The sequence below is a fragment of the Nocardioides rotundus genome (assembly GCF_019931675.1).
Taxonomy (GTDB): domain Bacteria; phylum Actinomycetota; class Actinomycetes; order Propionibacteriales; family Nocardioidaceae; genus Nocardioides; species Nocardioides rotundus.
On sequence record NZ_CP082922.1, the window covers coordinates 1,234,920 to 1,252,500 of the forward strand.

The window sequence follows — 17,581 nt, forward strand, 5'->3', positions numbered from 1 at the left end:
CCACCGGGTGAGTCGGTGCCCGCCCGTAGACTCTCGACGTGGCCGGCCGGATTCGCGAGGAGAGCATCGCCGAGGTGCGCGAGAAGGCGCGCATCGACGACGTGGTCTCCGCCTACGTCAGCCTGCGCAACGCCGGCGGCGGCTCGCTGAAGGGGCTCTGCCCCTTCCACGACGAGAAGAGCCCGTCCTTCCACGTCACGCCGAGCCGCGGCTTCTACCACTGCTTCGGCTGCCAGGCCGGCGGCGACGTCATCACCTTCCTGATGGAGCACGACGGGCTGAGCTTCACCGAGGCGGTCGAGTCGCTCGCGGAGAAGTACGCCGTCGTCCTCGAGCGGGTCGACGGCGACGAGCCGGCCCGCCCCTCCGGCCCTCCGCGGGCTCGGCTGGTCGAGGCCAACCGGCTGGCGCAGATCTTCTACGCCGAGCAGCTCGCGACGCCCGAGGCGGTCCAGGCCCGGCGTTACCTCGCCGAGCGGGACTTCACCGCCGACCACGCCGAGCAGTTCGGCCTCGGCTTCGCCCCGCGCGACGGCGAGGCGCTGGTGCGGCACCTGCGGTCCAAGGGGATCAAGGACGAGGAGGCCATCGCCGCCGGGCTGGTGGCGACCGGCCGGTCCACCTACGACCGCTTCCGCGGCCGACTGCTCTGGCCCATCCGGGATGCGTCGGCCGACACCATCGGCTTCGGCGCGCGCCGGATCTTCGACGACGACCGGATCGAGGCGAAGTTCCTCAACACCCCCGAGACGCCGCTGTACAAGAAGTCCACGGTCCTCTACGGCATCGACCTGGCCCGCCGGGAGATCGCCAAGGCGTCCCAGGCGGTGGTGGTCGAGGGCTACACCGACGTGATGGCCGCCCACCTGTCCGGCGTCCCCACTGCGGTCGCCACCTGCGGCACCGCGTTCGGCGACGACCACGCGCGCGTCCTGCGGCGCTTCCTGCACGACCACGAGGAGTTCCGCGGCGAGGTCATCTTCACCTTCGACGGCGACGAGGCGGGGCAGAAGGCCGCGCTTCGCGCGTTCGGCGGCGACCAGAACTTCGTCTCCCAGACCTACGTCGCGGTCGAGCCGAACGGGATGGACCCCTGCGACCTGCGGCTGAAGGAGGGCGACGCCGCGGTGCGCGAGCTGGTCGCCCGGCGGATCCCGCTCTACCGCTTCGTGCTCGGCAACGTCGTCGGCAAGTACGACCTCGACCGTGCCGACGGGCGGGTGGACGCGGTGCGCGAGGGCGCCCGGCTGGTCTCCTCGATCCGCGACCGCTCGAAGGTCGACGCGTTCGCCCGCGAGCTGGCCGGGATGGTCGGGGTGGATGTGGAGCAGGCGCGCGGGGAGGTCCGTCGCGCCCAGCAGCGCGGCCCCGAGCAGGCCCGCACCGCGCAGCGGCCGGCGCGTCGCGGTCAGGCCGAGGAGACGCCCGCGCCCGCGCCGGCCCGGCAGCTGCCGGACCTGCGCGACCCCCGCTTCCACCTGGAGCGCGAGACCCTCAAGCTGGTCGTCCAGCAGCCGGCGTACGTCGCCCGCGCGGTCGCCGAGATCGGCGCCGGCGACTTCACCCATCCCACCTACCGCGCGGTGTGGGAGGTGATCGCCACGTCCGGCGGACCCTCCGTCGGTGCCTCCGACCCGACCTGGACCGCGCGGCTGCGCGACGCCGCGCCGCACCCCGAGGTCGCGGCGGCGATCAGCGCGATCACCGTGGAGCCGCTGATGACCAGCAAGGAGCTGAACGCGTCCTACGTCACCGCGAACGTCTGCCGCCTGCGCGAGCTGACCGCGCAGCGGCGGATCGCGGAGGTGAAGTCGCGGCTGCAGCGGACGAACCCGGTCAATGAGGCCACGACGTACAACCGGATGTTCGGCGAGCTGGTCGCGCTCGAGCGGCACCGGCGCGAGCTGCGCGACATCGCGGTGGGCGCCCAGTGAGGCGCCGGGAGAAGGCGCCCCGGCTGGGCACGGGGGAGAAGGTGCTCGCCTGGGTCGACGCCGAGGACGGGCGGACGCTGGCCGGGACGCGCGACGCGCTGCACCTGCTGCCCGAGGAGCAGCGCATCCCCTGGGAGCAGGTGCAGGCCGCCGAGTGGGACCGCGACACCTCCACGCTCACCGTCTCCGAGGTCGGGGAGTGGGGCCGCCCGCGGCCCGAGCACAGCTTCACCCTGGACGCGCCCGGCCGGCTGCTGGAGCTGGTGCGCGAGCGGGTCACCGCCAGCGTCGTGCTGCAGCGCGAGGCGCCGGTGCGGGGGCGCCGGGGCGTGCGGGTGATCGCCCGCCGGGCGCCGGCGGGGGACCGCGCGCTGCGCTGGATCTACGAGTACGACGACGGCCTGGACCCCGACGACCCCGCCGTACGCGACACCCTCCGGGCGCTGCTGGCACGGGCGCACGAGGAGGTCGGCGGCGACCTGGTCTGAGCCGGGGTGGCGGATTCGCGTCCGCCCCTCGGCGCTTGCTAATCTGTGCGGGCTGTCAGTCCCCTGTAGCTCAACTGGCAGAGCATTCGGCTGTTAACCGGAGGGTTGCTGGTTCGAGTCCAGCCGGGGGAGCAGATCGAAGCCCCGTCCGAGGTTCCTCGGGCGGGGCTTTCGTCATTGCCGGCCCTGGGCCCGGACGTCATACGTTCCGGGGAACCGCTTCCCCGGTTCGTATGACGTCCCGGCGGGGCCGGCGCGCTCATTCGCCCCAGCCCATCGGGAACACCTCGAAGGACGCCGCGAGGGGTACGCCGAGCCGCCGGCCCTCCTGCCGCGCCATGCTCTCCAGCCACTCCTCAGGATCCCAGTCCTGCCAGCCGAGGCCCTCGATGTAGGCACGGTGCGCGACCAGCGAGGCGACCCCGGCGTCGAAGGAGTCCGTGATGTCCACGCCGTGGGTGGCCTCCGGCGAGCCGCCCGCCCAGACCTCGCGGACGCCGCCCCAGGTCTCCAGGCCCTCGGTGAGCTGCTCGGGGAAGATCCACCGGTTCCCGGCGTCGCGTACGGCGTCCACGGTGGCCCGCCCGACCGCGATGTGGTCGGCCTGGTTGAGGTTCCGCCCGCCGTAGGTCTCGCGGAAGTTGCCGGTGATCACGATGTCGGGGCGGTGCCGGCGCACCTCCGCGGCGATCAGCCGACGCAGGGGGACGCCGTACTCCAGGATCCCGTCCGGCTGCCGCAGGAAGTCGCAGGTCTCGACGCCGACCGCGGCGCACGCCTCGAGCTGCTCCTGCTCGCGCAGCGGACGGCAGGTCTCCGGCTCCATCCCGTCGATCCCCGCCTCGCCGGAGGTGACCATGCAGTAGACGACCGTCTTGCCCTGACCGTTCCAGCGGGCGACGGCGGCGCCGGCGCCGTACTCCATGTCGTCGGGGTGGGCGACCACCGCCAGCGCCCGGTCCCAGTCCTCGCGCAGATGCTCCAGCTCGGCCATGCCCCGAGCATGCCAGGGCGCACACGCATGCGGGACCCGGATACTCGCGCCTCCCGGCGTCCACGCGGCCGTTGTGAGACATTCTGCGAATGGAACCCATCGCCCCCGTCTACGGGACGGCCACCCTGCTGCTGATCGCGGCCGCGGCCATCGCCGTACTGCTGTTCCTCATCATGAAGGTGCGCCTGCACGCCTTCATCGCCCTGGTCCTGGTCAGCCTGATCACCGCCGTCGTGGCGGGGATCCCGCTGGTCGACGTGCCCACCGCGCTGCTCACCGGCTTCGGCACCACGCTGGGCAGCGTCGCGCTGCTCGTCGGCTTCGGCGTCATGCTCGGCCGGCTGCTGGAGGTGACCGGCGGCGCGCAGGTGCTGGCCGACACCCTGATCAACCGGTTCGGGGAGAAGCGCGCGCCGCTGGCACTGGGCATCGCCGCGCTCATCTTCGGCTTCCCGATCTTCTTCGACGCCGGCCTGGTCGTCTTCCTGCCGATCATCCTCAGCGTGGCCCGCCGGTTCGGCGGCTCGGTGCTCTACTACGCGCTCCCGGCCGCGGGTGCCTTCGCCGCGATGCACGCCCTCGTGCCGCCGCACCCCGGCCCGGTGGCCGCGGGCGCGGCCCTGTCCGGCGACATCGGGCTGATCCTGCTGGTGGGCCTGCCGATCGCGGTGATCTCGTGGTACGTCGGCTCCTACCTGGTCTCCCGCTGGCTCGGGGCCCGCTTCGACGTCGACCTCCCCGAGCTGCTGCTGGGCGAGGAGAACGGTGGGGAGAACGGCAGCGGGCGCGCCCCGGCCTTCGGCACCGTCGTGGGGCTGCTGCTCATCCCGCTCGTGCTGATCTCGCTCAACACCGTCCTGACCACGCTGGTCACCGCGGGCACCATCCCCGAGGGGACCGGCTGGGTGGAGGCCCTCCAGCTGGTCGGCCAGACGCCGGTCGCGCTGCTGATCGCGCTGCTCACGGCGATCATCCTGCTGCGCAGCCAACTGGGGTCGATGGCGCGCACCAGCGACATCCTGGACAAGGCGCTCGGGCCGATCTGCTCGATCATCCTGATCACCGGCGCGGGCGGAATGTTCGGCTTCGTGCTGCGCACCAGCGGCATCGGCGAGGCCCTGACCTCCTCGCTGGGAGGCCTCGGCATCCCGCTGCTGCTCCAGGCGTTCCTGGTCGCGACGCTGTTGCGCGTGGCCCAGGGCTCGGCGACGGTGTCGCTGACCACGACCGCCGGCCTGATGGCCCCCGCGGTCGCCGCCGCCGACGTCAGCTCGTTCGGCATCGCGCTGCTCGTCGTGGCGATCGCCGCGGGCGCGACCGTGCTCTCCCACGTGAACGACTCGGGCTTCTGGCTGGTGAGCCGCTTCTTCGGGATGGACGAGAAGACCACGCTGCGCACCTGGACGGTGATGGAGACGACCCTCGGCCTCACCGCGTTCGCCTGCGCGGCGGCCCTGTGGGTCTTCGCGTGACGTCAGTCGACCAGCTCGTCGAGCTCGCCGGCGACCTCCAGGCAGATCGCGGTCATCGCGCGGCGGGCGCCCGGGCCGTCGCTGCCCGCCACGGCACGGGCGACGGCGACATGGTGGGCGCGAGCCTCCGACTTCGGCTCCGGCGGCATCAGGTCCAGCTCGGTGCGGGCCCGCAGCACGGCCTCCACCACGTCGGTGAGGGCGCTGAACATCGGGTTCCCGGAGGCCAGCAGCAGCAGCTGGTGGAAGCGGACGTCGTGCTCGAGGAAGCGGCGCAGGTCGCCGGCCGCCCCGGTGCGCTCGAGCGCCTCGGACAGCCGCAGCACCTCCGTGCGCACCTCCGCGCTGGCGCGGGCGGCGGCCATCTCGGCGGCCGCAGGCTCGATGGCGGCGCGCAGCTGGGAGAGCTCGTGCAAATGGGCGACCCGGCCCGGCCCGGCGAGGCGCCAGCGGATCACGTCGGAGTTGTAGACGTCCCACTCCTGGTGCGGCCGCGCGGTGATGCCGGTGCGGCGCCGGCTGTCGACCAGGTGCATGGAGACGAGGACCTGGATCACCTCGCGGGCGACGGTGCGGGACACGTCGTACTCCGCCCCGACCCACTCCAGGGTGATGCTCTCGCCCTCGCGGAGCTCACCCGAGACCACCCGCGGGCCGAGGTCGGCCAGCACGTCGTGGTGCAGAGTGGTCGCCATGACGGTCAGGCTAGCGTCGAGGAGGGGTCCAGATGACGCGTGACGAGCCGAACCCTTCTTTGGTCGTGATGGGGGTGTCGGGCACGGGCAAGACGACGGTCGGCCGGGCATTGGCGGCGTGGGCGGAGGCGCCGTACGTCGAAGGGGACGACCACCACCCGCAGTCGAACATCGACAAGATGGCCGCCGGGATCCCGCTGACCGACGAGGACCGCTGGCCCTGGCTCACCGAGCTGGGCGGTCTGGTCGCCGCCGCGGCGCCCGACCCGATGGTCCTGACCTGCTCGGCGCTGAAGCGCGCCTACCGCGACCTGCTGCGCGAGACCGCGGGGGAGCAGCGGCTGTTCTTCGTGCACCTCGCCGGGACCCGCGAGGTGCTGATGTCGCGGATGACCCACCGCCGGGGCCACTTCATGCCGCCCAGCCTGCTGGACTCCCAGCTCGCGACCCTCGAGCCGCTGCAGCCCGACGAGTGGGGCGTGACGGTGGACGTCGCCCCGCCGCTGGCGCAGGTCGTCGCGGTCGCCGAGCAGGCTGTCCGGCTCGCGCTCGAGGGCACGTCGTAGGCTCAGCCGCGCCAGGGGCGGTAGCTCAGCCGGTCAGAGCAGAGGACTCATAATCCTTGGGTCGTGGGTTCGAGCCCCACCCGCCCCACTCACGTCACTCACTCGGGCTCGCGGGCTGTTCGCGGAACGTCTCGGCGAGCTCGCTCAACCTCGCGACGTACGCCGGCCAGTCGTACCCGTCCGGCACGTTGTCGCCCGGCCGCCGCCACCCGACACTGCCGTCGACCTGCTCGCGCAGGATGTCGGCCTGGCCGTTGTGCTGGGAGAGGTCGTTGAAGTTGTGCACCAGGATCCCGTGCAGGGTGACCTCCTTGCCGCCCCAGTGCTGCACGTGGCCGACGGTGTCGAGGTCGAGCAGCTCGACGGTCTGCTCGCAGTGAGCGATCACCCGGCGATAGAGGTCGATGATGCCGGCGGTGGTCTCGTCGGCGGTGGCGTACCAGTCGGCCTGCGGATCGGTCTCGAAGGCCTTCTCGGTGACCAACTCCTCAGCGTGGGGGAACGGTCGTCCGAAGGTGGCGCCGAGGTAGACCGCCTCCACGTTGAGGACGTGCTTGATGATGCCGATCAGGTTGGTTCCGGTCGGCGTGCGGGGGCGCCGGGTCTCGTACTCGGAGAGGTCCTCGACCTTGGAGATCAGCGCGTCCCGGCGCTCCTTGTAGTACCGCTGCCAGATGGCCTTCTGGTCGCTGGGCATGCTCCGACCCTAGACCCGTGCGCAGGCAGCGGGTGAAGAATCGACCACGACCGGGGGTAGTGCACCCGGTCGGCCGCGGAGCAGGTGCATTTCTGCACACGGGCCCGTGGTCTCGACAGGCTCGACCAACGATGGGGGGGGTCTCGACAGGCTCGACCAACGATGGGGGGTCTCGACAGGCTCGACCAACGATGGGGGGTCTCGACAGGCTCGACCAACGATGGGGGGTCTCGACAGGCTCGACCAACGATGGGGGGTCGCGACAGGCTCGACCACCGATGGGGCGGTGGGGTGGTATCAAGGAGCATGAGGTTCTGGGGGAGACGACGGGCGAAGGCCGAGGCGGAGGAGGACCTGGAGGGGTCGCGCCAGCTGGCCGAGGAGGACGTGACCGTCCTCGGTGAGCAGCTGCAGCGGCTGGATGCCGAGCTGGCCGGGAGCGACCGAGCCGACGCCGCCCGTGAGCACCACCAGGCAGCTCTGGACGGCTACGAGCAGGCCACGCGCGCGGTGGGCCGCCTGGACTCGCAGGAGGACGTCGCGGCGCTGCTGGACACCCTCTCCGAGGCGAGGTACGAGATCGTCTGCGCTCGGGCGGTGGCGAAGGGCCAGGAGCCGCCGGAGCGGCGGGCGGACTGCTTCTTCAACCCCCAGCACGGCCCGTCGGTGCGCGACGTGGTCCACACCTTCCCCCGTCTGGGGACGCGCAAGGTGGCCGTGTGTGCCCAGTGCGAGGCGCGCCTGGAGGGCGGGGAGGAGCCGGACACCCGGCTGGTGCGGCTGACCAGCCGCACCGTGCCCTACTGGGGCGCGGGTACGGCGTACCTGCCCTATCTCCAGGGTCACGGCCTGGTGCCCGCTCCGGGTGCCCGGCAGCAGTTCGGCGGCGGACCGCTCAGCGTCACCCCATCCTCGGGCGGGTTCTTCGCCGCCGGCGGCTTCAGCGACGACGGCAACTCCGGCGACGCCGGCGACCCGGGCGAGTCGTAGGCACCGACTGTGGGGAGAGGGTGGCGGCGCGGTGACGCGGACCGGTCAGTGATGGAGGAGGTACGCCGCCTCGCCGACGAGGACGTGACCGTGTTCGGCGAGCAGCTTCAGCGTCTGGACCGCGAACTGGGCGACACCGAGCTGGACGAGGCGACCCGCGGTGACTACCAGGACGCGCTTCGGGCCTATGAGGTGGCGGGGCTGCAGGTGCCGCGGCTCCGGACGCCGGAGGAGATCAGCAGCGTGAGCGACACCCTGGCGACCGGGAGGTATGCCCTCGCCTGCGTCCGCGCCCGCGTCGTCGGTGACGAGCCTCCCGAGCGGCGGACGCCGTGCTTCTTCGACCCCCAGCACGGCCCGGCCGCCCGCGACGTCGTGTGGACGATGCCCCGGCGGGGCACGCGCCGCGTGCCCGCATGCAGCCGATGCGCCGTACGCGTGGAGCAGCGGGAGTCCATGTCGCCACGGATGGTCACCATCGACGGCCGCCGGGTCCCCTATTGGGAGGCGGGGGAGCCGCGCAGGGCCTACAGCCGCGGCTGGTTCCCGGCCGCGTCGATCGACCCGGTGGCGCGCTCGCCCTGGCTCTCCGACCCCACCCCGGGAGGGGACCTGCCGGAGGGGCCGATCGACCGGCGCTGACGGTGGCTCGATATCGTAGGGCGGTCCGACCGAAGGCCCGCACGGAGGAGGTCCCCGCACCGATGGGGAACGCGGTCAGCGCGCAGGCGTCGCGCCTGCGCGCGCTCGCCGCCGGCCTGGTGTGTGCCGTCGGCGCGATGGCGGCGCACGGGCTCTCCGGCGGAGGCGCCCCGGGGCCGATGGCACTGCTGGCGCTGCCCCTCTCGGTCCTCCTCACGATGCTGGTCGTACGGCGACACCACGACGCCGCCGCGCTCGGCGCGGCCGCGCTGCTCTCCCAGGGCCTGTGGCACGTGCTGCTGATGGCCGTCCCCGTCCCAGCGGCGGAATCGGGCTCGGTCGACCTGACCACCGGCGGCCTGCGGATGCTGGTCGCCCACCTGGTGATCACGGTGCTCACCGTCGCGATCTGCCGCGGCCTGGACCGCGCGATCGTCGGGCTGCTCACCGACTGGGTGCTGCGCCGGGTGGCGCCCCTGGTCGCGGGCCCCGTGCCCACGCGGACGCGCCCTCGCGTGGTCGCGAGGACGACGTACCGCCATGTCGCCGTCGCCCACTGGGCCGCGGCCTCCGGTCAGCTGCGCGGCCCGCCCGCCCCGCGCGTGCTGCTGACCCCGGCCTGACCGCCCCCGACCTCCGACCACCGGCGACGGGGCCCGCGGCAGCGCCGTCAACGGGCCCGTCCGCCTGCCCCTGAGGGCACGACGGGTCCTCCCCGAACGCCCGTTGTGGAAGGAACCCCATGAAGAAGCACCACCCCTACGTCCGTCGTGCCCAGCTGGCCGGCGCCGGCGTGCTCGCCGCGGCCCTGCTCGTCGGCTGCGGCACCGAGAACGGCACCGAGAGCACCGCCGCCACTGAGGAGTCCAGCGCGGCCAGCTCCGCGCCGGCTGAGAGCGAGACCGCCGGCGGTCCCGTCCTGACCCTGGCCGACCCGTGGATCAAGGCCGCGCCCGCCGGCGAGATGACCGCGGCCTTCGGCACCCTGACCAACGAGACCGACCAGGACATCACCGTCCGGGCCGCCACCGTCGACGTCAGCGACCGGGTCGAGCTGCACGAGACGGTGGAGAAGAACGGCCAGATGATGATGCAGCCCAAGGAGGGCGGCTTCACCATCCCGGCCGGCAAGACCCACGAGCTCGCGCCCGGCGGCGACCACGTGATGATCATGGAGCTCAAGCGCGCGCTCAAGCCCGGCGAGGAGCTCACCGTCGTGCTTGAGCTCAAGGACGGGACGAGCGTCGAGGTGCCCGCCACGGTGAAGGCGTTCAACGGCGCCGATGAGAAGTACGCCGGCAAGGGCGGCGGCGAGAAGGGCATGGACATGTCCGGCAAGGGCGGCGACGAGAAGGGCGGGGACATGTCCGGCATGGACATGTCCGGCTCCGACGCCCCGTCGGACCAGGCCTCGGAGTAGTCGATGTCCTCCGCCGACCACGAAGCACGACCGGCCGCCGAGGTGGCCGTCGGGCGTCGTGGCCTGCTCCGCTCCGGTGCCGCCGCCTTCGGCGGCGCCGGGGTGGGGTGGACCGCCGCGACGCTGGTCACGCCCGGGCATGCCGTTCCCGCCGGCCCCACGGTGGCACCCGAGGGCGCAGCCGCCGCACCCGCGGGTGGGCAGGTGATCCCGTTCCGCGGCGCCCGCCAGGCCGGGGTGGACACCGAGCCCGCCCAGGCCCGGCTCAGCCTGCTCGGCCTGGACCTGCGGCCGAGCGTGGACGCCGAGGCGCTCACCCGGCTGCTGCGGCTGCTCACCGACGACGCGGCCCGGCTCACCCAGGGGGAGCCGGCGCTGGCCGACACCGACCCCGAGCTGGCGCAGCAGCCGTCGCGGCTCACCGTGACGCTGGGCTTCGGCCCGCGGGTGATCGACCGGTTCGGCCGCCCGGGCGTGCGGTTGCGTCCGCTCCCGGGCTTCCGGACCGATCGGTTGGAGGAGGCCTGGGGCCAGACCGACCTGGCGGTGCAGCTGTGCTGCGACGACCCGATCACCCTGGCCCACGCTCGCCGGATGATCCTCAAGGACGCCGAGGCGTTCACCTCGCTGCGCTGGATCCAGGACGGCTTCCGCAACGCGCGCGGCACCGTCGAGCCGGGCGTCACCCAGCGCAACCTGATGGGCCAGATCGACGGGACCGGCAACCCGGTGCCCTCCGACGCGGACTTCGAGCAGGTGCTGTGGGACGGGGACGGCGGCACCACCATGGTGGTACGGCGCATCCGGATGCTGCTGGACAAGTGGGACAAGGTCTCCCGCGAGGGCAAGGAGGTCGTCGTCGGCCGCCGCCTGGACACCGGGGCACCGCTGACCGGCGACCAGGAGCACGACGTCCCCGACCTCTCGGCCACCGACGAGTACGGGCTGCCCGTGATCGACCCCGCCTCCCACGTGGCGCGGGCCCGCGCGGACGGGACGGAGCGGATCCTGCGCCGCCCCTACAACTACGCGGTGCCCGACCCGTCGCGGCCCTCCGGGGAGGACGCCGGCCTGGTCTTCCTGGCCTTCGCCCGCGACGTGGAGCGGCAGTTCGTCCCCATCCAGCGCCGACTCGCCGAGCTGGACCGGCTCAACGAGTGGGTGACCACGATCGGCTCGGCGGTCTACGCCGTACCCCCGGGCATCCCGGAGACCCCCGCGGGCGGGACGCCCTACCTCGGTGAGACCATCCTCCGGAAGGAGCAGGCATGACACGCACCCTCCCGCGCGCCGCGCGGGCACTCACGACCACCGGACCGATCCGCCTCGTGGCGATGGCGGTCCTGGCGCTCGCCGTACCCCTCCTCTGGGCGGCTCCGGCCAGCGCCCACGCCGGCCTGGTCTCCAGCACGCCGGAGAACGGAGCGCGGCTGGACACGCTGCCGGCGGAGGTCTCGCTGACCTTCAACGAGGAGATCTCCGAGCCGGCCTATGTCGTGGTCACCGCCCCCGACGGCTCCCGGGAGTCCGGCGGGGACCCGGAGGTCTCCGGCGACACGGTCACCCAGCAGCTCAGCGGCGACCAGGAGGGCACGTACATCGCCGCCTACCGGGTCGTCTCCGAGGACGGCCATCCGGTGACCGGGCGGGTGGAGTTCGCCGTCGGGAGCGGCAGCGCGTCCGGCTCCTCCTCCGCGGGCTCTGAGGCGACCGGGTCCGGGGAGGAGGGAGCCGGTGAGCCGAGCACCCCGGCCGATGCACGGGCCGACGAGTCCACAACCGAGCCGCAGGGCTTCTGGGGCAGGCACGGCACGCACGTGATCATCGGCGCCGCCCTGTTCGTGGTCGCCGCCGCGCTGCTCTACCTCTCCCGCCGGTCCGCCAGGTCCCGACCATGACCGCGACCGCGGTGCAGACCCGTCCGGCCCGGCCCCGCCTGCTGTGGGCGGCGGGCATCGTCGCCCTCGCCTTCGTCGCCGGGGCGATCCTGCTCCTCGCGGCGGGCGGCGGTCCGCAGCCGACCTACCCCGGGCTGCCCGACCCGGGCAAGGTCACCGGATACGGCCTGCCGGTCGTCAAGCTGGTCGCCGACCTCGCCGCGATCGGCGTGGTCGGCTCTCTGATGGTGCCGATGCTGGTCTCGACCGCGATCGGCGACGAGCTCCCGTCCGTGGCCTTCCGCGCCGTGCGCAGCGTGCGGCGGCTCGCGCTGGTCTGGCTGGCGGCCGTCGTGGTCGCGATCTGGTTCACCCTGTCCGACCAGCTGGCCGTGCCCGCCTGGGAGCTCGGCCCGGGCACGGCCTGGGAGTTCGTCACCGGCATCGAGCAGGGCCGGTCGCTGGGTCTGCAGGCCGTGCTCATCGTGATGGTCGCGATCGGCAGCCGGTGGGTGCTGACGGTGCGCGAGGCCGGGTTCCTGCTGGCCCTCGCGCTGATCGCGACGCTGCCGCCGACGCTCACCGGGCACTCCGCATCCAGCGGCAGCCACGACACCGCCATCGTCAGCCTGCTGCTGCACGTGGGCGGGGTGATGCTGTGGACCGGCGGCGTGCTCGCCCTGTGGTGGTTCCTCGCCGCGACCCCCGAGCTTCGGCTGCGCGCGGCGACCCGCTTCTCCTCGCTGGCCGCCTGGTGCGCCGTCATCGTGCTCCTCAGCGGCCAGGTCAACGCGATCGTCCGGCTCGGCAGCCCGGGAGCCTTCGTGACCAGTGGCTACGGCCTCGGCGTGCTGGCCAAGACGGTCGCGATCCTCGTGCTCGGCTACCTCGGCACCGGCATCCGCCGCACCGTCCTGGCGCGCGGGGTCGAGCGCGGCCTCGCGGCCCGCAGGCTCGCGGTCCTCAGCGGCGTCGAGCTCACGGTGATGGCGGTCGCGGTCGGCCTGGGCGTGGCCCTGTCGCGGACCCCGCCGCCGGTCGGTGAGCCCTACACCACCGCGGCCGAGTCGCTGCTCGCCGGGGAGGTCCCGCCGGCACCGAGCCTGACCAACTACCTCACCGAGCTCACGCCCTCGGGGATCGGCCTGGCGGTCTGCCTGCTCGGCGGCGCCGGCTATCTGGTCGGGGTGGTCACGCTCCGACGGCGTGGAGAGTCGTGGCCCGTGGGGCGGACGGTCTGCTGGTTCCTCGGGCTCCTGGTCGTCGCCTACGCCACGATCGGCGGCCTCGGGGTCTACTCCCGCGTCCTGTTCAGCGCGCACATGGTCTCGCACATGCTGCTGGCCATGGTGGCCCCGCTGCTGCTGGTGCTGGGGGCGCCGATCGTGCTCGCGCTCCGCGCGTTGCCGGGCGCCGACCTGCCCGGTGGGACCGGGCCGCGGCAGATGCTCGCCTCCGCGCTGCGCTCGCGGCCGGTGCGCCTGCTGACCAATCCCGTGGTGGCGGCGCTGCTGTTCGTGGGCAGCGTCTACGTCATCTACCTCACCGACCTCTTCGACGCGCTGATGCTCACCCACCTGGGACACGCGTTCATGGAGCTGCACTTCCTGCTGGTGGGCATCTTGTTCTACGAGCTGCTGATCGGGATCGCTCCGCTCCCGCGGCGGATCCCCTACCTCGCCGCGATCGGGCTGATGCTCATCTCGATGTCCTTCCACGCCTTCTTCGCGATCAGCGTGATGAACACCGCGGACATCATCGGGGAGCCCTACTACAGCGTCGTCTCCTCCGATCTCGGCATCGACCTCGCCGCCGACCAGTACCTCGCCGGCTCGCTCACCTGGGCGTTCAGCGAGGTGCCGATGCTGCTGGTGATGCTCGCGGTGCTCTTCCGTTGGTTCCGTGCCGACAGCCGCGACGCCGCGCGGCACGACCGGAAGGCCGAGCGGGACGGGGACGCCGATCTGGCGGCCTACAACGCCTGGCTGGCCCAGCTCGGCGAGGAGACGCGCCGCAACGAGAGCCGCTGAGGGTCAGGGCCGACCACGGCGGCGGCGGAGCCGGGTGAAGTAGAACCCGAGGACGCAGAACGCGCCCAGCACCAGCGCGCTCAGCACGCTCCGGTCGCTCCACCGCTCCGGCGGGCCGGGGTAGTCCGCGGAGCCACCGCGCACCGCGTCGGCGGCGAACCCCACGCCGGCACTGCTCACCCAGTTCTCGCCCTGGCCCGGCAGAGCGGTGAGCTGGGCGGTGCGACCGCCGTCCAGGCTGAGGGTGAACGCCCGGCTCAGTGCCCCGGTCGCCGACGTCAGGCCGACGACCGCCAGCCGGTCGTCGTCGGAGAACCCGAGCAGCCGCTCGATATAGAGCTCGCCCGTGTCCACCCGGCCGGCGGCAGTGAAGCGCTCGCCCGTCGTGTCCCAGACGCTCAGCGTGCCGCCGTCGCTGGTGAGGCTGGCCAGCCGGTCGCCGGTGGGCGACCACGCCAGCGTGCTGCTCTGGGGCAGCCGGGTCGGCTGCCCGGTGCTCCCGGAGCCGTCCCCGGACGCGGTCACCAGGCGGCGGTTCGCGACCCAGGCCACCTCGTCGCCCTCGGGAGCCCAGGCGGCACCCGCCACCGCGGAGGAGGTCGGTACGGCGCCCAGCTCGGTGCGGCGGCCCGAGTCGACGTCCAGCGCGGCCATCGCCCCGTCGTACTCCAGAATGCGGGCGCCGTCGGGGGAGAAGGCGCCGAGCGTGGTCGGCCCCTCGGTGGGCAGGCTGCGCGCCGTGTCGCGGACGGTGTCGTAGACGATCACCGTGGAGCCGTCGGCCCACGCGAGCCGGCGGCCGTCCGGGGACACCTGGATCGCCGCCCCGCGGCTCGCCGGCGGCAGATCGGTCCGCTCGATCGCACGGTAGGCGCCGTCCAACGAGGACACCGCGACCCACGGGTCGGGGACCTGGTCGCCCAGGCCGCGCTCCACGGAGACGACGGGGAAGACCAGCCCGACGGGGCCGACCGGTCCCTGGCTGCCCGTGGTGGGCACCGACGGGGCGGGTACGTCGACCCGGCTCGGCAACCGTGGCTCGCCCTGCGTGGGGCGGTCCGCCCGCGACTGCCAGGCGTCGACCCCGCGGGTCAGTGCCAGATAGCCCACCACAACCACCGCCACCGCGATCGCCACGGGCAGCAACGTCCTGCGCCAGCCCATCTCCCGCCCCCCTCGCTCTCGCCGTCAGCGAGGCGACGATAGTCCCGTCAGGTCACGGCCGGGTGACGGAACGCTCGCGATTCGACGTCCGAGGGGGTCAGGACTCCCCGGCGATGAGGAACGAGTCGCCCGCCGGCTGCAGGTCGAGGGTCACCACGTCGGTGATGGTCGAGCCGTCGTTGCGGGTGTACTCCACCGAGTAGGTGACCGTGTCGGACCCGGGGTCGGCGGTGATGTCGAGGACGTTGGCCCGGCTGATGCCGCTCCAGAAGCCGTTGTAGCTCTCGAACCCGCCGCTCTGCCGCTGGAAGGCCGGGGTGAGCCGCTCCCACGAGGCCTGCGGATCGGAGGTGACCGTGCTGAGGTAGTCGGAGGCGAAGCCCTCCATGGCGGCCGCCTCCGCCTGCTGGTCCGGCGTCTCGGAGGTCTCCGAGGGGGAGGGGCTCTGGGTCGGGGACTCCGACGGCGACTCCGACGACGTGGGGGACGGCGTCTCACTGGCGGTCGGGGACGGCGATGCCGAGGTGGTGCCGCCCGCGGTGGGCCCGGCGCCGGGGTCCTCGCGCGTCTGCAGGAACAGCACCACCGCGGCGGCGACGACGGCGGCCGCGAGGAGACCCAGCAGGACGGGGGAGACGCCACGTCGCTTCCGCGGGGGCTCATCGGCCGACTCGTCGTCCGGCGGGGCGGGCTCATCGTGCGCCGGTGTCGCTTCGCGCTCCTCCACTGGCACCGGGGAGGCGGCGCCCAGCGTCGCCATCGAACGGGTCGCGTCCGGCTCCGGCTCCGCGGCCCCCGGCCCCGCGGCGAGGTAGCGCGCCACCTCGCGCATCGACCACCGGTCGGCGGGGTCGGTGGCCATCGTCGCCTCGAGGACCGGGGCCAGCCAGCCGGCGTCCGCCAGCCGCGGCGGGTCCTCGTGCACGATCCGGTAGAGCGCCCCCATGACGTTGTCGCCGACGTCGTACGGCGGCCGTCCGGCCAGGGCGTGGTAGAGCGTCGTCCCCAGTGACCACACGTCGCTGCGGTCGGTGGCCGGCTTGCCGGTGGCGACCTCGGGGGCCAGGTAGGCGGGGGACCCGGTGACCAGGCCGGTCTGGGTGAGCGTTGCGTCGGCGGCCGCCCGGGCGATGCCGAAGTCGGTGAGCTTCACCCGGTCGGCGGCGGTGACCAGGATGTTCGAGGGCTTCACGTCCCGGTGCACGATGCCGGCGGAGTGCGCGGCAGCGAGGGCCTCGGCGGCCTGGCCCAGCAGCGCCGCCGCCCGGTCGTGGCTGAGCGGGCCCTCTCGGCGCACCATCGCCGACAGCGTCTCGCCGGCGACGTACTCCATGACCAGCCAGCGGTCGTCGCCGTCGTGCACCAGGTCGTAGATCGCCACCACGTGCGGGTGGTTGAGGCTCGCGGCCAGGCGAGCCTCCCGCTCGGCGCGCGTGAGGTCGGGAGCGGGGGCGTCCGGCGTGGCGCCCACCCGCTTGAGCGCCACCGGCCGGTTCAGCACCTCATCGCGCCCCAGCCAGACGGCACCCATGCCGCCCCGTCCGATCTCGCGCTCGAGCGAGTACCTGCCTGCGATCACCCTGCCCACACTAGGCAACGACTCCGCACGCTCCCAGCCGAGGAGGTCCGGCCACCGAATCTGCCGTGCGCGCCTGCGGAGCGGTGCGGCAGACTGACCGCCGACGACCGGCGGCGACGCCTCGACCCGGAAGGACCCCACGTGAGCACCAACGTCCTCGACGACCTCGAGTGGCGCGGCCTGATCGCGCACTCGACCGACCGCGACGCACTTCGTGCGGCGCTGGGCGAGGGGAGCGTGCGGTTCTATGTGGGGTTCGACCCGACGGCGCCGAGCCTCCACATGGGCCACCTCGTGCAGGCCATGACCGCACGACGACTGCAGGACGCCGGCCACACGCCGTACATCCTCGTCGGCGGCGCCACGGGGATGATCGGCGACCCGCGCGACTCCGGCGAGCGGACGCTCAACACCCTGGAGACGGTGCAGGAGTGGACCGACAAGGTACGGCGCCAGCTCGACGCCTTCGTCTCCTTCGAGGGGGAGAACGCCGCGCGCGCGGTGAGCAACGCCGACTGGACCGCGAACCTCTCGGTGATCGACTTCCTGCGCGACATTGGCAAGCACTTCCCGGTCAACCGGATGCTCGCTCGCGACGTCGTCTCCCGCCGGCTGGAGGAGGGCATCAGCTACACCGAGTTCTCCTACGTCCTGCTCCAGTCGATGGACTTCCTCCACCTCTTCCGCGAGGAGGGGGTCACGCTCCAGTTCGGCGGATCCGACCAGTGGGGCAACCTCACGGCGGGCGCCGAGCTGATCCGTCGCGCTGCCGGTGGGCACGCCCACGCGTTCGCGACGCCGCTGCTCACCAAGGCCGACGGCACGAAGTACGGCAAGACCGAGGGCGGGGCGCTCTGGCTGGACCCGCAGATGATGTCGCCCTACGCCTTCCACCAGTTCTGGCTGAACGTGGAGGACGAGAAGGTGGGTGAGCTGCTGCGCATCTTCACCTTCCTCAGCCACGAGGAGATCGAGGACCTCGAGGCGCAGACGGCCGAGAAGCCGTTCCTGCGCGCCGGGCAGAAGCGGCTCG

The 17,581-nt window shown here is 73.1% G+C and carries 17 protein-coding genes and 2 tRNA genes (1 of these 19 running past the window's edge); 14 read left to right on the forward strand and 5 right to left on the reverse strand.

Annotated elements, in window-relative coordinates; genetic code table 11:
* Window positions 1–38: 38 nt before the first annotated feature.
* The 3 genes from dnaG (at window position 39) to K8W59_RS06165 (ending at window position 2,554) form a co-directional block, all read left to right on the forward strand.
* Window positions 39–1,934 carry a DNA primase gene (gene dnaG, locus K8W59_RS06155; RefSeq protein ID WP_223398090.1) on the forward strand — a complete coding sequence of 632 codons (1,896 nt, stop codon included), beginning with the start codon at window positions 39–41 and terminating at the stop codon, window positions 1,932–1,934.
* Window positions 1,931–2,422, forward strand: a complete 492-nt coding sequence (locus K8W59_RS06160; protein ID WP_223398094.1) for a hypothetical protein — start codon at window positions 1,931–1,933, stop codon at window positions 2,420–2,422. Before dnaG ends, K8W59_RS06160 begins: the two co-directional genes overlap by 4 nt.
* Window positions 2,423–2,481: 59 nt before the next feature.
* Window positions 2,482–2,554: transfer RNA gene (locus K8W59_RS06165), tRNA-Asn, on the forward strand.
* Between the two features lie 127 nt (window positions 2,555–2,681).
* On the opposite strand, the gene K8W59_RS06170 is transcribed toward K8W59_RS06165, so the two are convergent.
* The gene (locus tag K8W59_RS06170) at window positions 2,682–3,416 is read right to left on the reverse strand and encodes a PIG-L deacetylase family protein (RefSeq protein WP_223398097.1); all 735 of its coding nucleotides are present in this window, start codon (window positions 3,414–3,416) and stop codon (window positions 2,682–2,684) included.
* Between the two features lie 89 nt (window positions 3,417–3,505).
* Between K8W59_RS06170 and K8W59_RS06175 the strand changes: the two genes are divergently transcribed.
* Entirely contained in the window at window positions 3,506–4,888 is a 1,383-nt protein-coding gene (locus K8W59_RS06175; RefSeq protein ID WP_223398100.1) for a GntP family permease, read from the forward strand.
* Window positions 4,889–4,890: 2 nt separating this feature from the next.
* On the opposite strand, the gene K8W59_RS06180 is transcribed toward K8W59_RS06175, so the two are convergent.
* The gene (locus tag K8W59_RS06180; protein ID WP_223398103.1) at window positions 4,891–5,583 is read right to left on the reverse strand and encodes a FadR/GntR family transcriptional regulator; all 693 of its coding nucleotides are present in this window, start codon (window positions 5,581–5,583) and stop codon (window positions 4,891–4,893) included.
* A gap of 32 nt (window positions 5,584–5,615) precedes the next feature.
* Here K8W59_RS06180 and K8W59_RS06185 point away from each other — a divergent pair, with 32 nt between their 5' ends.
* A complete protein-coding gene (locus tag K8W59_RS06185; protein WP_223398107.1) occupies window positions 5,616–6,149 on the forward strand; it encodes a gluconokinase in 534 nt (177 codons plus the stop codon).
* A gap of 14 nt (window positions 6,150–6,163) precedes the next feature.
* Window positions 6,164–6,237 (forward strand) — tRNA-Ile (locus K8W59_RS06190).
* 6 nt (window positions 6,238–6,243) lie between these two features.
* Here K8W59_RS06190 and K8W59_RS06195 read toward each other — a convergent pair.
* Window positions 6,244–6,846: a DinB family protein gene (locus tag K8W59_RS06195; protein ID WP_223398110.1), complete on the reverse strand. Its 603-nt coding sequence runs from the start codon at window positions 6,844–6,846 to the stop codon at window positions 6,244–6,246.
* A 306-nt stretch (window positions 6,847–7,152) separates the two neighbouring features.
* On the opposite strand from K8W59_RS06195, the gene K8W59_RS06200 reads away from it, so the two are divergent.
* The 7 genes from K8W59_RS06200 to K8W59_RS06230 all read left to right on the forward strand — a co-directional run bounded on the left by K8W59_RS06200 (window position 7,153) and on the right by K8W59_RS06230 (window position 13,805).
* A complete protein-coding gene (locus K8W59_RS06200) occupies window positions 7,153–7,836 on the forward strand; it encodes a hypothetical protein (protein WP_223398113.1) in 684 nt (227 codons plus the stop codon).
* A 51-nt stretch (window positions 7,837–7,887) separates the two neighbouring features.
* Window positions 7,888–8,478, forward strand: coding sequence for a hypothetical protein (locus tag K8W59_RS06205; RefSeq protein ID WP_223398117.1), 591 nt, complete (start codon window positions 7,888–7,890; stop codon window positions 8,476–8,478).
* Between the two features lie 62 nt (window positions 8,479–8,540).
* Complete coding sequence (locus K8W59_RS06210) at window positions 8,541–9,101, forward strand: hypothetical protein (RefSeq protein ID WP_223398119.1); 561 nt, start codon at window positions 8,541–8,543, stop codon at window positions 9,099–9,101.
* 119 nt (window positions 9,102–9,220) lie between these two features.
* Window positions 9,221–9,898 carry a copper chaperone PCu(A)C gene (locus K8W59_RS06215; RefSeq protein ID WP_223398124.1) on the forward strand — a complete coding sequence of 226 codons (678 nt, stop codon included), beginning with the start codon at window positions 9,221–9,223 and terminating at the stop codon, window positions 9,896–9,898.
* Window positions 9,899–9,901: 3 nt separating this feature from the next.
* Entirely contained in the window at window positions 9,902–11,170 is a 1,269-nt protein-coding gene (locus K8W59_RS06220; RefSeq protein ID WP_223398127.1) for a Dyp-type peroxidase, read from the forward strand.
* The gene (locus K8W59_RS06225) at window positions 11,167–11,796 is read left to right on the forward strand and encodes a copper resistance CopC family protein (RefSeq protein WP_223398131.1); all 630 of its coding nucleotides are present in this window, start codon (window positions 11,167–11,169) and stop codon (window positions 11,794–11,796) included. Before K8W59_RS06220 ends, K8W59_RS06225 begins: the two co-directional genes overlap by 4 nt.
* Window positions 11,793–13,805 carry a cytochrome c oxidase assembly protein gene (locus K8W59_RS06230; protein ID WP_223398136.1) on the forward strand — a complete coding sequence of 671 codons (2,013 nt, stop codon included), beginning with the start codon at window positions 11,793–11,795 and terminating at the stop codon, window positions 13,803–13,805. The genes K8W59_RS06225 and K8W59_RS06230 overlap by 4 nt, the downstream gene beginning before the upstream one ends.
* Window positions 13,806–13,808: 3 nt before the next feature.
* On the opposite strand, the gene K8W59_RS06235 is transcribed toward K8W59_RS06230, so the two are convergent.
* Window positions 13,809–14,969 carry a WD40 repeat domain-containing protein gene (locus K8W59_RS06235; RefSeq protein ID WP_223398139.1) on the reverse strand — a complete coding sequence of 387 codons (1,161 nt, stop codon included), beginning with the start codon at window positions 14,967–14,969 and terminating at the stop codon, window positions 13,809–13,811.
* Between the two features lie 97 nt (window positions 14,970–15,066).
* A complete protein-coding gene (locus K8W59_RS06240; protein ID WP_223398144.1) occupies window positions 15,067–16,548 on the reverse strand; it encodes a serine/threonine-protein kinase in 1,482 nt (493 codons plus the stop codon).
* A 141-nt stretch (window positions 16,549–16,689) separates the two neighbouring features.
* On the opposite strand from K8W59_RS06240, the gene tyrS reads away from it, so the two are divergent.
* Window positions 16,690–17,581, forward strand: the 5' portion of a protein-coding gene (gene tyrS / locus K8W59_RS06245) for a tyrosine--tRNA ligase (protein WP_223398149.1). It continues 368 nt past the right edge of the window; only the first 892 of its 1,260 coding nucleotides appear in the window; its start codon is at window positions 16,690–16,692; its stop codon lies off the right edge, out of view.

Coding starts and splice junctions, on each gene's coding strand:
- K8W59_RS06195 (WP_223398110.1), bottom strand. CDS start 6,846: ATGCCCAGCGACCAGAAGGCCATCTGGCAGCGGTACTACAAGGAGCGC.
- K8W59_RS06210 (WP_223398119.1), top strand. CDS start 8,541: ATGGGGAACGCGGTCAGCGCGCAGGCGTCGCGCCTGCGCGCGCTCGCC.
- K8W59_RS06180 (WP_223398103.1), bottom strand. CDS start 5,583: ATGGCGACCACTCTGCACCACGACGTGCTGGCCGACCTCGGCCCGCGG.
- K8W59_RS06235 (WP_223398139.1), bottom strand. CDS start 14,969: ATGGGCTGGCGCAGGACGTTGCTGCCCGTGGCGATCGCGGTGGCGGTG.
- K8W59_RS06185 (WP_223398107.1), top strand. CDS start 5,616: ATGACGCGTGACGAGCCGAACCCTTCTTTGGTCGTGATGGGGGTGTCG.
- K8W59_RS06175 (WP_223398100.1), top strand. CDS start 3,506: ATGGAACCCATCGCCCCCGTCTACGGGACGGCCACCCTGCTGCTGATC.
- K8W59_RS06215 (WP_223398124.1), top strand. CDS start 9,221: ATGAAGAAGCACCACCCCTACGTCCGTCGTGCCCAGCTGGCCGGCGCC.
- K8W59_RS06225 (WP_223398131.1), top strand. CDS start 11,167: ATGACACGCACCCTCCCGCGCGCCGCGCGGGCACTCACGACCACCGGA.
- K8W59_RS06205 (WP_223398117.1), top strand. CDS start 7,888: ATGGAGGAGGTACGCCGCCTCGCCGACGAGGACGTGACCGTGTTCGGC.
- K8W59_RS06230 (WP_223398136.1), top strand. CDS start 11,793: ATGACCGCGACCGCGGTGCAGACCCGTCCGGCCCGGCCCCGCCTGCTG.
- K8W59_RS06220 (WP_223398127.1), top strand. CDS start 9,902: ATGTCCTCCGCCGACCACGAAGCACGACCGGCCGCCGAGGTGGCCGTC.
- K8W59_RS06200 (WP_223398113.1), top strand. CDS start 7,153: ATGAGGTTCTGGGGGAGACGACGGGCGAAGGCCGAGGCGGAGGAGGAC.
- K8W59_RS06170 (WP_223398097.1), bottom strand. CDS start 3,416: ATGGCCGAGCTGGAGCATCTGCGCGAGGACTGGGACCGGGCGCTGGCG.